The sequence below is a fragment of the Stenotrophomonas sp. Sm10 genome (assembly GCF_030985515.1).
Lineage (GTDB): Bacteria > Pseudomonadota > Gammaproteobacteria > Xanthomonadales > Xanthomonadaceae > Stenotrophomonas > Stenotrophomonas hibiscicola.
In genome coordinates this window covers 19393-35003 of the sequence record NZ_JAPTFO010000047.1, presented here as the reverse complement: position 1 = coordinate 35003, position 15611 = coordinate 19393, and the positions used below count along the sequence as shown (strand labels likewise).

The 15611-nt window shown below is 68.0% G+C and carries 13 protein-coding genes; 5 read left to right on the top strand and 8 right to left on the bottom strand.

Features of this window, described 5'->3' with window-relative positions; all coding sequences use genetic code 11:
* Window positions 1-199 precede the first annotated feature (199 nt).
* The 3 genes from O0J15_RS13765 to O0J15_RS13755 form a co-directional block, all read right to left on the bottom strand.
* Window positions 200-460 carry a hypothetical protein gene (locus O0J15_RS13765; protein ID WP_111097703.1) on the bottom strand — a complete coding sequence of 87 codons (261 nt, stop codon included), beginning with the start codon at window positions 458-460 and terminating at the stop codon, window positions 200-202.
* Between the two features lie 67 nt (window positions 461-527).
* Window positions 528-1628 (bottom strand): cell division protein ZapE, encoded by a 1101-nt coding sequence (gene zapE, locus O0J15_RS13760; RefSeq protein WP_019661867.1) that lies wholly within the window; start codon window positions 1626-1628, stop codon window positions 528-530.
* On the bottom strand, window positions 1625-2296 hold the full coding sequence (locus O0J15_RS13755; protein ID WP_019661868.1) for an alpha/beta hydrolase: 672 nt from the start codon (window positions 2294-2296) through the stop codon (window positions 1625-1627). Before O0J15_RS13755 ends, zapE begins: the two co-directional genes overlap by 4 nt.
* A gap of 43 nt (window positions 2297-2339) precedes the next feature.
* Here O0J15_RS13755 and O0J15_RS13750 point away from each other — a divergent pair, with 43 nt between their 5' ends.
* Complete coding sequence (locus O0J15_RS13750) at window positions 2340-3197, top strand: EamA/RhaT family transporter (protein ID WP_134735262.1); 858 nt, start codon at window positions 2340-2342, stop codon at window positions 3195-3197.
* A gap of 301 nt (window positions 3198-3498) precedes the next feature.
* Here the strand turns inward: O0J15_RS13750 and O0J15_RS13745 are convergent, their stop codons facing one another.
* The 3 genes from O0J15_RS13745 to O0J15_RS13735 all read right to left on the bottom strand — a co-directional run bounded on the left by O0J15_RS13745 (window position 3499) and on the right by O0J15_RS13735 (window position 6511).
* Window positions 3499-4944 (bottom strand): ExeM/NucH family extracellular endonuclease, encoded by a 1446-nt coding sequence (locus O0J15_RS13745; protein ID WP_111101761.1) that lies wholly within the window; start codon window positions 4942-4944, stop codon window positions 3499-3501.
* A 212-nt stretch (window positions 4945-5156) separates the two neighbouring features.
* On the bottom strand, window positions 5157-5675 hold the full coding sequence (locus O0J15_RS13740; RefSeq protein ID WP_005407662.1) for a cytochrome c5 family protein: 519 nt from the start codon (window positions 5673-5675) through the stop codon (window positions 5157-5159).
* Window positions 5676-5893: 218 nt separating this feature from the next.
* The gene (locus O0J15_RS13735) at window positions 5894-6511 is read right to left on the bottom strand and encodes a TetR/AcrR family transcriptional regulator (RefSeq protein WP_053442371.1); all 618 of its coding nucleotides are present in this window, start codon (window positions 6509-6511) and stop codon (window positions 5894-5896) included.
* 161 nt (window positions 6512-6672) lie between these two features.
* Here O0J15_RS13735 and O0J15_RS13730 point away from each other — a divergent pair, with 161 nt between their 5' ends.
* From O0J15_RS13730 to O0J15_RS13720, 3 genes are read left to right on the top strand one after another with little or no spacing between them, the layout of a single operon-like run.
* Complete coding sequence (locus O0J15_RS13730; protein ID WP_014035590.1) at window positions 6673-7836, top strand: isovaleryl-CoA dehydrogenase; 1164 nt, start codon at window positions 6673-6675, stop codon at window positions 7834-7836.
* Window positions 7837-7846: 10 nt separating this feature from the next.
* On the top strand, window positions 7847-9457 hold the full coding sequence (locus tag O0J15_RS13725; RefSeq protein WP_308305814.1) for a carboxyl transferase domain-containing protein: 1611 nt from the start codon (window positions 7847-7849) through the stop codon (window positions 9455-9457).
* A gap of 41 nt (window positions 9458-9498) precedes the next feature.
* The gene (locus tag O0J15_RS13720) at window positions 9499-11481 is read left to right on the top strand and encodes an acetyl/propionyl/methylcrotonyl-CoA carboxylase subunit alpha (RefSeq protein WP_308305813.1); all 1983 of its coding nucleotides are present in this window, start codon (window positions 9499-9501) and stop codon (window positions 11479-11481) included.
* Window positions 11482-11500: 19 nt separating this feature from the next.
* Here O0J15_RS13720 and O0J15_RS13715 read toward each other — a convergent pair whose 3' ends face one another.
* Entirely contained in the window at window positions 11501-12667 is a 1167-nt protein-coding gene (locus O0J15_RS13715; RefSeq protein WP_058979737.1) for a putative peptide maturation dehydrogenase, read from the bottom strand.
* Window positions 12668-12805: 138 nt separating this feature from the next.
* On the opposite strand from O0J15_RS13715, the gene O0J15_RS13710 reads away from it, so the two are divergent.
* Entirely contained in the window at window positions 12806-13102 is a 297-nt protein-coding gene (locus tag O0J15_RS13710; protein ID WP_021203747.1) for an NHLP-related RiPP peptide, read from the top strand.
* Window positions 13103-13109: 7 nt separating this feature from the next.
* Here O0J15_RS13710 and O0J15_RS13705 read toward each other — a convergent pair whose 3' ends face one another.
* Window positions 13110-15602 (bottom strand): putative peptide modification system cyclase, encoded by a 2493-nt coding sequence (locus O0J15_RS13705; RefSeq protein ID WP_308305812.1) that lies wholly within the window; start codon window positions 15600-15602, stop codon window positions 13110-13112.
* Between the last annotated feature and the right edge of the window lie 9 nt (window positions 15603-15611).

The window sequence follows — 15611 nt, the reverse complement described above, 5'->3', positions numbered from 1 at the left end:
GGCCGCGGGCCGGCAACGCACGCCCTCAGGCCCCCTCACGCCCGGTGTGGGGTACCCAGGTACTCGGCGCTCTGCATTTCGATCAGGCGCGAGGCGGTACGCTCGAAGGCACCTGTTACTCATGTTCTGCTTCTGCGCGAACACGGAATTTCTGACTGCCTTGTGCCAGAAGAATCTGGGGCTTCTACACATGAGCAGACTACGCTTCGATCAACCCCAGCGCTTCGCCCAAGCCTTCAACAAATCCGGCTTGCTCACCTGAATACTCCATTGCGATGCTTTCAAACTGCACGCACAAAGACGATTTGGAATCCACGTCCATCATTTGCAATGTGGAAGCCAATCGTTCGAGCCCCTGCACTGCAGCATCTGGATCCAATACGTCATCCGTCGAAAACTCGAGGAAGATGGCAAGCTCAACGATCGCTCGCGCAACGTGCTTGTTGATTTCCTGACTCATGATTCACCCTAACCGGAATACTTGAAGCAGCCGAGCGTGGGCTCGGCTCTACAACCAGCAGAACCCCTCACGCCCGGTGCGGGGTACCCAGGTACTCGGCGCTCTGCATTTCGATCAGGCGCGAGGCGGTGCGTTCGAACGCGCCCTGCAGGCGCTGGCCGGTGTACAGCTCGATCGGCGAGGTGCTGGCGGTGCAGACCAGATTGACGTGGCGGTCGTACAGCTCGTCGATCAGGTTGACGAAGCGGCGCGCGGCATCCTCATTCAGGCGGTCGAAGGCGGGAATGCCGCCCAGCAGCACCGTGTTGAACTCGTGCGCGATCTCGATGTAGTCCGAGGGCCCGCGCGGGCCTTCGCACAGCGCGGCGAAATCGAACCAGGCGATGCTCTTGCCACGGCCGCGCACCGGAATCTTGCGGCCCTCGATCTCGATGTTGCCGGGCTTGGCCGGCTGGCCGCCGCTCAGCTCGTTCCAGCGCGTGGCCAACCATTGATCGCTGTCGGCCGCCAGCGGTGCGCGGTATACCGGCGAGCGGGTCAGCGCGCGCATGCGGTAATCCTCGGTACCTTCGGCGTACAGCTCGACGCAGAAGCGCTGCAGCAGGGCAATGGCCGGCAGGAAGCTCTCGCGCTGCAGGCCGTTGAGGTACAGGTTCTCCACTGCGGTGTTGGAGGTGGTGACCAGGGTCACGCCCTCGGCGAACAGGCGCTCCAGCAGCCGCGCCAGCAGCATCGCATCGCCGATGTCGGTGACGAAGAACTCGTCCAGCACCAGCACGCGCAGGTTGCTGCGCCATTCCTGGGCGATCTTCGCCAGCGGGTCGCTCTGGCCCTGGTGCTCGCGCAGGCGCTCGTGGACGCTGCGCATGAAGCGGTGGAAGTGGGTGCGGTACTTCTGCTTGATCGGCAGCCCGTCGTAGAACAGGTCGACCAGGAAGGTCTTGCCGCGGCCGACACCACCCCAGAAGTACAGGCCCTTGACCGGCTCGGGCTTCTTCCAGAACGAGGACAGGCGGTCCAGCCAGCCATCCTCGGCACTGTCCAGCAGGCCCAGGTGGATGCGGTCCAGCTCGGCCAGCGCCGCATGCTGGGCCGGGTCGTTCTGCCAGTCGCCACGGGCAACCCCTTCCGCATACCGCTGCGACGGGGTCAGCTCGGTTGCACTCATGCCGCCGCGCCCAACCAATGCTTCACGCCGTGGGTCAGCGCGCCACGCAGGTCGATCAGCTTGCGGTGGAAGAAGTGGCTGGTCTCGGGCATGCGCACCAGCTCATGCGGGAAGTCCAGCGTGTCCAGCCACTGGTAGACGGCCTGCGGGTCGACGATCTCGTCCTGCTCGCCCTGGATCACCAGCCAGCGGGCCGGCGGTGCGATACCGTCGAAATCCCAGCGACCGGCCGGTGGCGCGATCGAGATCAGCGCCTCCGGCTGCAGCGCGGCAGCCGCCTTCAGCGACACGAACGAACCGAAGCTGAAACCGGCCAGCCACAGCCGGTCGTGCGGGCGCTGGCTGCGCACCCAGGCGGCGACCGCCTTCAGGTCATCCTGCTCGCCCACGCCGCCGTCGAAGGTACCAGCCGAAGCGCCGACGCTGCGGAAATTGAAGCGCACCGTGGCGATGCCCAGCTCGCGCAGGGTGGTGGCGGTCATGGTGACCACCTTGTTGTGCAGGGTGCCACCCTCGGTGGACAGCGGATGGCAGACGATGGCCACGATCGGCTGCACCGGTACATCGGCCTTGGGCAGGTCGACGACCACTTCCAGCGGGCCGGCCGGGCCGTCCAGTTCGAGGCAGGCGGTTTCGCCGGGGGCGACGGGGAACGAAGGCTTGTGCATGGCACCATGATACCGTCCCCCGCCCCTGACCTGTGCCCGCCCCATGCTCTACCTGTCCTTGGCCGTGATCTGCAGCGTGCTGGTTTCGGTGTTGTTGAAGGTGGCCGGACGCCGCCAGCTGGATGTTTCGCAGATGGTCACCTGGAACTATCTGGTGGCGGCAACGCTCACCGCCGTGGTACTGCAGCCGCCGCTGGATGCACTGCGCGCGCCGCATGCGCCGTGGCTGTCATTGCTGGCGCTGGCGGTGGTGCTGCCGTCGATCTTCCTGGTGCTGGGCCGCGCGGTGGCGGTGGCCGGCATCGTCCGCAGCGACGTGGCGCAGCGGCTGTCGCTGCTGCTGTCATTGGCGGCGGCCTTCCTGTTCTTCGGCCAGACCGCCACGCCGTGGAAGCTGGCTGGGCTCGCCCTGGGCCTGCTGGCGATGGTGGCCATCAGCCTGCGTCCGCGCGGCCCGACCGTAGCGTCCTCGCCCGGTGCCTGGGGCTGGCTGCTGGGCGTCTGGGCCGGGTTCGCGGTGGTGGACGTGCTGCTCAAGCAGGTGGCGCTGTCGGGCACACCGTCGATGGCGGCGGTGCTGGCCAGCTTCAGCGTGGCCTTCGTGCTGATGCTTGCGTTGCAGCTGTGGCGGCATTTCAGTGGCTGCAGCCGGCTGGCCTGGCGCAACCTCGGCGCGGGTGCACTGCTGGGCCTGCTCAATGGCGGCAACATCCTTTTCTATGTGCAGGCGCACCAGGCGATGCCGGACAGCCCGGCTACCGTGTTCGCCGGCATGAACATCGGCGTGGTGGTGCTGGGCGCGCTGGTAGGCATGTTCGTCTTCGGCGAGGCCACCACGAAGTGGAACCGCGCCGGCCTGGCACTGGCGGTGCTGGCGATCGGACTGATCGCCTGGGGGTGAGCGTTGGTTGCGGCGGGCCATTTCCGCGCCCGCGGTGGGATGTCACTTTTCTTTTCGCGCGAAAAGAAAAGTAACCAAAAGAAACGCGCCGCCAGCCGCGAGCCGGTGCTGTGCACCGGTTCCCTGCGCTTCTCGGTGAACCAGGGGACGGCGCCGAACTCGCTGCGCTCAGACATCGGCGCCTCTTCGCCCCTGATCCACTTGCGATGCTCGGCTCGCTGGAAGGCGGACTGGTAGATCAAAAGCAAAGGCGGCATCCGTGCCGATCAAGGTCCCTACCAGAGCAGATCCCCGGCGAACCCTATCTGTCGAAACCCAGCAGCAGCGGGTCGTGGTCGGAGCTGCGCCACGGGCCCTGCACGTTGCGGCCCTGGTAGCCGCTGGCGTCCTGCTCGTCGGCATTGCTGTGCCATTCGGCGGCACCGCGCAGGCGCTTGGCCATGCCCGGGCTCAGCAGTGCATGGTCGAGGCGGCCGGTATAGCCGTTGTAGACGTAGCTGTAGGGATGCTCGACCTTGGCGACCTTGAATGCGTCCTGCCAGCCCAGGTCACGCAGGGTGCGGATCGGGTCTTCCATCGCGTAGGCATTGAAATCGCCCAGCAGCACCGCGTCCCTGGCACCGGTACCGGTCGGGTCGGTCTGCAGCCAGGCATGCAGCTGCTGCGCCGAGGTCACGCGGGTCGCGTTCCAGCAGCCCTGGTTGTCGTTGCGGTCGGCGTCGGCACCGGCGGCGTCGCGGCAGCCCTTCGACTTGAAGTGGTTGGCAACCACCACGAACGGCGCGCCCTGCTTGCCCTGGAAGGCCTGCGCCAGCGGCACGCGGCTGTGTTCGACGAACGGACCACCGGTCAGCGTGGCCGGCTTGCCCAGCGGCTGCAGGCGGCTGCTGCGGTAGATGATGCCAACCCGGATCGGATTGTCGCCGGGGCCGTTGCCGGCATCGACGAAGCGCCAGTCGCCCTGCGCGCCACGGTCGCGGTTGAGCGCATCGACCAGTTCGGCGATGGCCGACTGCGGGCCGTAGCCATCGTTCTCCAGTTCCATCAGCGCAGCGACATCGGCGCCCAAGGCGTTGACCGTGGTGACCAGCTTGGCCACCTGCGACTTGTGCTCGTCCAGGGTGCGCGCGCCGCGCAGGGTCGGGAAGCCACCGCCCTGGCCGTCACCATTGAAGAAGTTCTCCAGGTTGAAGGCCGCCACATGCAGGCTGCCCGGCACGGTCGGCACCGCCGGGCGCTTCAGCTCCGGCAGCTTCAGCGCTCCCTCGACCTGCAGGCGCGGATGGCCCTGCGCATCCACGCGCACGATGCCCTCCACGTTGCGCAGCTGCATGCCGGTGCGCAGCACCGGGTTGCCCGGCAGGTAGGGCACGCTTGCGGGGTCGCGGGCGTCACTGCCATTTTCCAGTACCAGCCGGCGACGCTGGTTGTCGGCCATCACCTGCTCGTAGCCGGCGGTGCCCGGCGCAGCCACTTCGGTCGGCTGCCAGAGGCGGCCGTCGAAGGCCACGGTGAGCTGGCCGAAGCGCTCCAGGCCATCGGTACCGGCCAGGGTGAGCGGTGCGGCGATGCGCACGCGCTGGCCATCCAGCGCGCGCCAGTCGGCCGGTGCGGCGGTCAGCACCACGGTGGCGCTGCTGCGCGCGACAGCGGGCGTCGTAGCTGATGCGGCCTGCGGCTGGGCCTGGGCAAAGGCGCTGGCCGGCAGCAGCAGGGACAGGGCAAGAGCAAGGGAACGGCGGCGCATCGACGGGCGATTCCAGTGAAGAGGGCGCACAGACTAACCCTGAAATGCGGAGATCCGCCTGCGCGGCGGGGGCACAGGGGCAATCAGGCCTCGGTGGGCAAAGCCGTGTGGGATTGCAGAGCCGAGCCGATGCTCGGCTGCGTCTTCTCCGTTCGCCCGGAACCGCAGCCGAGCGTGGGCTCGGCTCTACAGCAGGCCGCGTGTTGCGGCGGCTATTTCAGGTTGCCCAGCATCCAGTCCACGGTGGCGTGGATCTGTTCTTCGGTCAGGGCCGGGTTGCCACCCTTGGGCGGCATGATGCCGCCATCCGGGCCGGTATAGCCCTCGATGGCGTGCTTGTAGAGGGTGTCCTTGCCCTGCGCGATGCGCTTGTCCCAATGCGAGTGGTCCAGCGTCGGTGCCATGCCCACGCCGGTGGTATGGCAGGCGGTGCACAGGTTGTCGAAGATCACCTTGCCATCCTTGGTGCCGCCGTAAGCCACCTGCGAAGCAGCCTTGGCCAGCGCGGCGGCCTTGGCCGCAGCCTGCGCGGCGGCGCCGGTGCTGCCGGCATAGACCGCGCCGGTGGGCGAAATGCGCTGTTCGGTGCGCTTGGCCGCGGTCGGCGATACTTCGGGTGGAATCCGGGTGTGGATGTAGGCGGCAAGGAGGATGAGGCCGAGGGTGATGGTCGCCAGCAGCGCGATCACCATGGAGAAGCGTTTCAGGAACTCCAGATCGTAATTCCGCACTCTTCGTTACCCCTGGCTGATAGTCGTTGGACCACGGCTGAGCGACTGCGTGATGGGCCGAGTATAGAACGCGCTATGCGTGCGACAACAGGCGTCATGCTGGTGCGGCGCAGCATGCGGCCGTGGCCGCATGCGGGTAGCGCCGGGCCGTGCCCGGCGAGCGCGAAGCGCGGCAACAACGGTCGAGGATGGCAACAGCCGCCGGACATGGCCCGGCGCTACCGAATTGCCGGGGCACCGATCGCGCGCAGGCAGAAGCTGCAGATTGCGTTCACCAGTGCATCTTCGTCGCGGTGTGCTTCGCGGCTTGGCGCGGTCGGGCCGACCATCGCCTCGGTGAAGGCGCCGACCAGGCACGCAGCGGCCACATGCGCGTCCTGCGCAGGCAGCTCACCGGCCGCCACGCCCTCCTCCACCAGCCGCAGGAACACGTCGCCGAAGGCGCGACGACCGCGCATGCGCTCGGCTTCCACGTCCGGGTCGACCGGTTCGACGATGAAGGCGTGCGCCAGCCCCGGCCCAGCCAGGGCACGGCGTACGAAGGCGGTGATCGCCAGCCGCAGGCGCTCGCTGGCCGCCTCCGGGCCACTGGCGATGCGCTCCATGATCGCCACCTCGTGGGCCACCGCGGCGTTGAGCACCTCCACGAACAACTCGGCCTTGGACGGGAAGTGCCGGTAGATCAGGCCGGTGGACACCCCCGCCTGGGTCGCCACGGCGGTCACCGGGGCATTGCGCCAGCCGCCAGTGGCGACCAGTTCACGGGTGGCCAGCAGGATCCGTTCACGGGCCCCGGCCAGGCGTTCTTCCATCAGTGCAGAGCGTTTGTAGGCCATGTTTTGATTCTGGTTTCAATTTTTGAATTTGTATTCACTTCTTATCCGAACCCCGCTACGCTGGGGTCCAATCGCCCGTGCGGGCAGCGGTCCTGCAGACCGCCGCCCGCTCCCCCGCCGGGTGCGTCCATTTCCTGCCATCCCGTCGTGGAGCCACCACAATGCACGTGCCATCCCTGAACTTCGACCTTGGCGAAGACATCGACCTGCTGCGCCAGAGCGTGGCCCATTTTGCCGCCGCCGAGGTCGCGCCGCTGGCCGCCGAGGCCGATGCCAGCAACCAGTTCCCGCTGGCTCTGTGGCCGAAGCTGGGCGAACAGGGCCTGCTCGGCCTCACCGTGGAAGAAGCATACGGTGGTACCGGCATGGGCTACCTGGCCCACGTGGTGGCGATGGAAGAAATCTCGCGCGCTTCCGGTGGCATCGGCCTGTCCTATGGCGCGCACTCCAACCTGTGCGTGAACCAGCTGCGCAAGAACGGCAACGAAGAACAGAAGCAGCGCTTCCTGCCCGGCCTCTGCAATGGCAGCCTGGTCGGTGCGCTGGCGATGAGCGAGCCGGGGGCCGGTTCGGACGTGGTGTCGATGAAGCTGCGCGCCGACAAGCGCGGCGACCGCTACGTGCTCAACGGCAACAAGATGTGGATCACCAACGGCCCGGATGCTGACGTGCTGGTGGTCTATGCCAAGACCGACATGGAGGCCGGCGCCAAGGGCATCACCGCGTTCCTGGTCGAGAAGGGCATGAAGGGCTTTTCCACCGCGCAGAAGCTGGACAAGCTGGGCATGCGTTCTTCGCCCACCTGCGAGCTGGTGTTCCAGGACTGCGAGATTCCCGAAGAGAACGTGCTGGGCCAGGTTGGCGGTGGCGTGCGCGTGCTGATGTCCGGCCTGGACTACGAGCGCGTGGTGCTGTCCGGTGGCCCGCTGGGCCTGATGGCCGCGGCCATGGACGTGGTGATGCCGTACGTGCACGAGCGCCACCAGTTCGGCGAGCCGATCGGCAGCTTCCAGCTGATCCAGGCCAAGATCGCCGACATGTACGTGGGCCTGGGTGCCTGCCGCGCGTATGTCTATGCCGTGGCACGCGCCTGCGACCAGGGCCGCACCACCCGCCAGGACGCCGCCGGTGCCATCCTGTACGCCGCCGAGAAGGCCACCTGGCTGACCGGCCAGGCGATCCAGATCCTCGGCGGCAACGGCTACATCAACGAATACCCGACCGGCCGCTTGTGGCGCGACGCCAAGCTGTATGAAATCGGCGCCGGCACTTCGGAGATCCGCCGCATGCTGATCGGCCGCGAACTGTTCCAGCGCACCCTGTAAGGCCAACGCGATGACCGTCCTGAACAGCCAGCTGCAACCGGGCAGCGAAACGTTTGAAAGCAACCGCGCGGCGATGCAGGCCGTGGTCGACGACCTGCATGCCACCCTCGCGCGCACCGCGCTGGGTGGCAGCGAAGCCGCACGCGCCAAGCACACCGCGCGTGGCAAGCTGCTGGTGCGTGACCGCATCGACGCCCTGCTCGACCCCGGCAGCGCCTTCCTGGAAATCGCGCCGCTGGCCGCGCACGGCATGTACGAAGACGCCGTGCCGGCCGCTGGCGTAGTGGCCGGCATCGGCCGCGTGAGCGGCGTGGAATGCGTGATCGTGGCCAACGATGCCACGGTCAAGGGCGGCACCTACTACCCGATGACGGTGAAGAAGCACCTGCGCGCGCAGGAGATCGCCGAACAGAACCACCTGCCGTGCATCTACCTGGTCGATTCCGGTGGCGCGTTCCTGCCACTGCAGGACGAAGTCTTCCCCGACCGCGATCATTTCGGCCGGATCTTCTACAACCAGGCCAACCTGTCGGCGCAGGGCATTCCGCAGATCGCCTGCGTGATGGGCAGCTGCACCGCCGGTGGTGCGTATGTGCCGGCGATGAGCGACGAGACGGTGATCGTGCGCGAGCAGGGCACGATCTTCCTCGGCGGCCCGCCGCTGGTGAAGGCGGCCATCGGTGAAGTGGTGACGGCCGAGGAACTGGGCGGTGCCGACGTGCACACGCGCATCTCCGGCGTGGCCGACCACATGGCCGACAACGATCTGCAGGCGCTGGCACGGGTGCGCGCAATCATCGCCCAGCTGAACTGGCGCAAGCCGGAACCGGCGATGGCGGTACAGCCTTCCGAGGAACCACTGCTGCCGGCGCATGAACTGTATGGGGTGATTCCCGCCGATACGCGCAAGCCCTACGACGTGCGCGAAGTGATCGCACGCCTGGTCGATGGCTCGCGCTTTGACGAGTTCAAGCCGCGCTATGGCGCAACACTGGTTACCGGCTTCGCGCATCTGAACGGCTACCCGATCGGCATCATCGCCAACAACGGCATCCTGTTCTCCGAGTCGGCACTGAAGGGCGCGCACTTCATCGAGCTGTGCACCCAGCGCAACATCCCGCTGGTGTTCCTGCAGAACATCACTGGCTTCATGGTCGGCCGCAAGTACGAACAGGGCGGCATCGCCAAGGACGGCGCCAAGCTGGTATTGGCGGTGGCCTGCGCCAAGGTTCCCAAGTTCACCGTGGTCATCGGCGGCTCGTTCGGTGCCGGCAACTACGGCATGTGCGGCCGTGCGTACTCGCCCAACTTCCTGTGGATGTGGCCGAACGCGCGCATCGGCGTGATGGGCGGCGAGCAGGCCGCCAGCGTGCTGGCCACGGTCAAGCGCGATGGCATCGAGGCCAAGGGCGGCCAGTGGCCGGCGGCGGAGGAAGACGCGTTCAAGGCACCGATCCGCGAGCAGTTCGAGCAGCAGGGCCACCCGTACTACGCCAGCGCGCGCCTGTGGGACGACGGCGTGATCGATCCGGCCGACACCCGCCGGGTACTGGCCCTGGCGCTGTCGGCCAGCCTCAACGCCGCCCCGCAGCAGACGCGCTTCGGCGTGTTCCGCATGTAACCCGTGCCATGACCGAGCACGCTCCCATGAAGCCCGTTGCCATGTTCACCAAAGTCCTGATCGCCAATCGCGGCGAAATCGCCTGCCGCGTCATCGCCACCTGCCGCCGCCTCGGCATCGCCACCGTGGCGGTATATTCCGATGCCGACCGCAACGCGCGCCACGTGCGCCTGGCCGACGAAGCCATCCACATCGGTCCGGCCGCCGCGCGTGAGAGCTACCTGCGCGGCGATGCGCTGCTCGACGCGGCACGCGCGACCGGCGCGCAGGCGATCCACCCCGGCTACGGCTTCCTGTCCGAGAATGCCGACTTCGCCGATGCCTGCGCCGCCGCCGGCATCACCTTCATCGGGCCGCCGGCCAGCGCGATCCGCGCGATGGGCGACAAGAGCGCGGCCAAGGCGCTGATGGCCAAGGCCGGCGTACCGCTGACCCCGGGCTACCACGGCGACCAGCAGGCACCGGACTTCCTGCGCACGCAGGCCGACGCCATCGGCTACCCGGTACTGATCAAGGCCAGCGCCGGTGGCGGTGGCAAGGGTATGCGCAAGGTCGAGCGCAGCGAGGACTTCGTCGATGCGCTGGCCAGCTGCCAGCGCGAGGCGGCCTCGGCGTTCGGCAATGACCACGTGCTGGTCGAGAAGTACGTCGAGCGCCCGCGCCATATCGAGATCCAGGTGTTCGGCGACAGCCACGGTGACGCGGTGTACCTGTTCGAGCGCGACTGCTCGGTGCAGCGCCGCCACCAGAAGGTGCTGGAAGAAGCGCCGGCCCCGGGCATGAGCGCGGAACGTCGTGCTGCGATGGGCAAGGCGGCGGTCGATGCCGCGCGCGCGGTGGGCTATGAAGGTGCGGGCACGGTGGAGTTCATCGCCGGCCCGGACGGCGATTTCTACTTCATGGAAATGAACACCCGCCTGCAGGTCGAGCACCCGGTCACCGAGTACATCACCGGCACCGACCTGGTGGAGTGGCAGCTGCGCGTGGCCTCGGGCCAGCCGCTGCCGTTGCGCCAGGACCAGCTGGCCATCCATGGCCATGCGATCGAGGCGCGCCTGTACGCCGAGGATGCCGACCGTGGCTTCCTGCCGTCCACCGGCATCCTGCGCCGCCTGCGCCTGCCGGCACCGTCGACTCATGTGCGCGTGGATACCGGTGTCGAGGAAGGCGACAGCATCACGCCGTACTACGATCCCATGATTGCCAAGCTGATCGTCTGGGACGTGGACCGCGACGCCGCGCTGCGCCGCATGAGCCAGGCCCTGGCCGACTGCCAGGTGGTGGGCGTGACCACCAATGCCAGTTTCCTGCGCCGCCTGGTGAACACCGATTCGTTTACCCACGCCAAGCTGGATACCGCGCTGATCGAGCGCGAGCAGGCGGCATTGAGCCGGGTGGGTGACAGCGATGATGCGCTGTGGCTGCTGGCGGCGGTGGCCGCCGTGGCCACTACTGCAGGTGCAGCCAGCGACGCGCGCGATCCGCATTCGCCGTGGCAGTCACAGGACGGCTGGCGCCTTGGCGCGCCCGCGCCGCGCGTGCTGCCGCTGCAGCAGGGCGAACGCCGGCACACGCTGAAGGTGTGGGCGCAGGCCGATGGCTGGCGTGTGCAGTGCGATGACGCGGCACCCGTGCAGGTGGTCGGCACAGCCGATATGCGCGGGCTGGTGGTGCAGCTGGGCGGGCGCCGCTGGGCACTGCAGCTGCTGCGTGACGGAGACCAGCTGTACCTGTTCGGTGCTGACGGCCAGCATCGTTTCACCCTGCATGATCCGGTGGGCGAATCGGACCACGCCGTGGCCGATGCCGGCAGCCTGCTGGCACCGATGCCGGGCAGGATCGTCGCCACGCTGGTCGCCGCCGGTACCGAGGTCAAGCGCGGCACGCCGCTGGTGGTGCTGGAAGCGATGAAGATGGAGCACACCCTGCAGGCGCCGGCCGACGGGACGGTGAAGGGCTACCGCGCCAAGGCCGGCGACCAGGTCGGCGACGGCGCGGTACTGGTGGACTTCGAGGCGGTGTGAACGCTGGGGTGGCGACCGCTCAGCGGTCGTCGCCCGCTACCACCCGCCCGGCGGGATCGAATTCGGCCGTGTCCAGCGTGGCACTGCGCCAGCCCAGGCCGCAGATGGCCATCGCGCTCTGCCCGATGCCGTCGAAACCGAAGGCACGATCAACATCGGCATCGTTGATGGCCGCCGTCACGAACGCCGCCAGCCCGCGCTCGGTCGCACACAGGTACAGCAGCTGCGAGATGTGACCGACATCCAGCGTCACCGCACGATGCGCCTTGGCGTGGTTGCGGTACTTCCAGAAGCAGCGGTCATAGCGCGGCGCCAGCACCAGCAGCGCCGGCGCATCGGCGAACCACGCCTGCCCGGACAGCATCCGCCGCGCCAGCGCCGGCAGTGCCTGCGGCGGTGGCGAGGGCAGCGGCAGCACGGCGTGCTGCACCGGGTGGTAGTGGTACAGGCCCGGTGCCAGTCCTTCCACGTTCTGCACCAGCAGGAAGCCTTCGGTGGGATGCAGGCCGCCACCGGAAGGCACGTTCTTCTTCAGGAACTCGGTATCGCGCTCGACCTTCTGCACCGCGTGGGCCATCAGCGTGCGCTGCAGCACCTGGGCCAGCAACGGCAGCGGCAGCGCGCGCTGGGTATCGAAATTGCGGCAGGTGCTGCGGCGCGCCAGCAGTGTGTCGAACGGCGCCTCTTCGCTGCGCGGCAGCGGCTGGTAATCGCCCTGCATCGGCTGCACCACCGGCGGTGGCGGCCCGAGGCGCTGGCGCAGGCCGGCAGCGGTGTCCAACCCTTGCCGACGCATGTCCTCCACGCTGTCCACGGCCTGCCAGCGCGCATGACGATGGGCCAGCGCCGCCAGCGGCCACCACTGGCTGCGCCGCAAAGCCTCGTCGCGCAGCTGGTGCCCCACCTCGCTCGGTGGGTCGGTCAACAGCAGGCCCTGCTCGACCAGGCGGGCCAGCATGGCCGGGCAGGCATCGGCGGGCGGTTCGCACCAGCGGTGCGCACTGAGCTCGCCGAGCAGCTGGCGCTCCTCGGCGTCCACCGGCAGTGGCTGGTCCAGATGCGCGGCCAGGGCCACCCAGCTGATCTGGCTGTCCATCTCGGCGTGGCCCGCCAGCATCGCGCGCAGGTCGAGGGTGATCGCCTCGCGGGGCTCGAACATCAGGCTGGCGCAGCGGCGCAGGCGCATGGGATTCCTTCCTTCTGCCGCACAACCGGCATAGCAGCAACGACCGCAGCGCGGCCAACTTTAGCGACGTACGCAGCGCGGCCCTCAATGGCAGGCTGTCGCGGCCGATACGAGAACTTCAGCCTACGGACGATCCCCATGAGCACCCATCCCCGCCTTTCCGCCGCAGACGCCAGCACCCTGCTGGACCACCTGATCGGCAACGACGACTTCCGCAGCCACTTCACCGCTTCGCCGGCCAAGGCCCTGGCCTCGATCGGGCTGGACGGTGCGGTCGGCGAAAGCGACTGCATGAAGATCGGCACCCTGGCTTCGGTCGAGGAGCTGAGCCAGGTGCGTGACAGCCTGCAGGCCCACCTGTCCGGGTCGGTGGCGGCGATGACCGTGGTGTTCTGCTTCGAAGCGGGCAAGGTCGGCGAGCGCATCGACGGCTGACCCGTCATCAGGGCGCGCCGGCCGCGGCCGGCGATGCCCACGTGGACACGTCGTGCACATTCAGTGGTTGCCAGACCTGCATGGCGGTGACCTCGGCAATGGCCTGGCCGCGATGCTGGGACAGCCAGGCCTGCTCGCGGCGTACGGCAGCTTCATTGCCCTGTGCGCGCAGCGCGAGCAGCAGCACGACGTGTGCCTGCACCGGCTCGCTGCCATCGAGCATTGGCTCGATCAGGGCGCGGGCAGCTTCGGGCCGCTGCATCTGCAGTTCATCCACGGCGCTGACAATGCGCATCCAGCGATCGGCGACCGGACTGCGCAGGCTGCGCAGCAGCGGCCGCTGCTCGTCCAGCCAGCGTTTGGCCAGCTCGAACTGGCCCTGTCGCTGGGCCAGATGGACCAGAGCCAGCCATTGCAGGCCGCGGGCATGCAGCATGGGATCATCGCGCTGCTCCAGCAACGGATGCAGCAACGCAGCGATGGCCTGCAACTCGGCGCGGTCCGCGCTCGGGCACAGAGCTGCCACGCTGGCGTGCTGCAGCCGCTGCTGCACCTGGAAGTCGACCAGCGCCGGCGCCGACGCGTCGTCGCGTACCGCCTGCTGCATGGCCGCGCAATCGCGCTGCGTGGCCGCCAGCAGCAGCTGCGCACGCAGCTTCATGCGCTGCTGCAGGGCATCGTTGGCACGGATCTGCGGCAGCAGTTGGGCGGCCTTGGCGTACTTACCCTGCGCGACCAGCACGTCCACGCCGGTCTCATCGGCATCATCACGACCGCGCAGGACCTGTGCCTGGGCCAGTGTCTCGGCCGCAAGCTGCGGTTGGTTGGCGGCGATCTGTATCCGCACCAGGTGGATCAGCGGATACAGGCGCAGCGGATCCTGCGGCACCGCAGCCGCACGCGCGTAGGGTTCGGCCTCGCTGAACTGGTTGGCCTGCAGCAGGTACCAGGACGTGTTGGACAGCCCGGCGAACGAATCCGGGTAGACCTTGGCCAGCGTGCGCCAGCGCTCCAGCGCCCAGCCACCAGGCTCCAGTTCGGCCATCCAGGCCTTCAGGTACAGGCGCTCGCGTGGCGGCAACCGATCCTGCAGGTCCAGCGCGTGCTGCATGGCTTCGCGTGCGCGCCGCCCTTCATCGACGCGCGCATGCAGTTTGGCCACGCCCATGTAGGCCAGGGCGAAACCGGGATCAATATCGATTGCAGCCTGATAGAGGTTGCGCGCCTCCTCGAAGCGACGCTGGCCCAGTGCATTCTCGGCCAGCGCGAACGCTCGCAGTGCGCGAAGGTCCTGGGTCGATGCCCGCGGCAGCGGCAACGACTGTTCCAGGCTCGCCACCGATTCGCCCAGTCCGCGACGCAGGCGCCCGACCACGTCGTCCACCGCGAATACCATCTGGTCGGATCGATCCGTGGTGGCGGTGAACGTCTGGATCACCTGGCCGGTGCCGGGTGCGGCGACATCAATGGCCAGCTCGTAGCCACCGATCTTCTGCCGCACCGTCGGCAGCAGCACGGCGCGCGCGCCCTCCCGCACCGCCACGTTGGCCGCGGTATCGCGGCTGAGCCGGGTATCGCCCGAGAGCCGCGCCATTTCCAGGCTTTCGCGGATCTTGCCCTCCGACAGCACGTTCACGTAGCGCGACTGCTCCAGCGCGATCCGGATCGCGTGCCGCATCGAGTCGTCGAAAATCGGGTCGCCGGTGAGGTTGTCGACATCGCCAAGCACCACCCAGTCCCGCTCGGCGAACGCGATCGCCGGTTCCGACCGCAGCAGCAACCAGCCGCCCAGCACGGCCACCGTCAGCACCAGGCCCTCGGCGGCCAGCACCAGCGGCTGCCGCCACAGCGGCAGGTCACGGCGTGCCTTGGCAGTGGCGCGTGGCATGCGCAACGGCGCTGAACCGATCTCACCCACTTCGATTACTTCCTGCACCACCGGCATTCCCTTGAAGCGCCAACGGCCGTGCGACTTCCACAGCAGGCGCGCACCCCGTTCCCCCAGCGCGCCGGTGGCGCGACGGGTCAGCGATTCGGCCACCGCCGACAACAGGATCTGGCCAGGGCGGGCCAGCGTCATCAGGCGCGCTGCCATCGGCTTGGCCAGGCCTTCCACTTCCATCGACTTGGCGCCGGCCCGGACCGCCTCGGCACTGTTCTCCCAGGTCAGCACGTCACCCACATGCAGGCCTGCACGCGCGCGCAGTTCGATCGCCCGCTGCTGGCCCAGCGCGTGCAGTTCGCGCTGGTAGTCCAGGGCGAAGCCCAAAGCATCGATGGCCCGCTCGAACAGCATGAACAGGCCGTCGGAGCGATCGATCAGCTGGCCGTTCCAGCGCTGCTGCAGGACCAGCACCAGGCGGTCGTGTTCCTGGAACAGGCTGGCGGCCGCCACATCGCCGATCCGCTCGACCAGTTGCAGCGAATCACACAGATCGGTGAACAGCAGGGCGCGTAGCTGTGGGCTATGCGGGGCTGACGTTCCGTTGTCGCCGTCCATCGCCTGCGT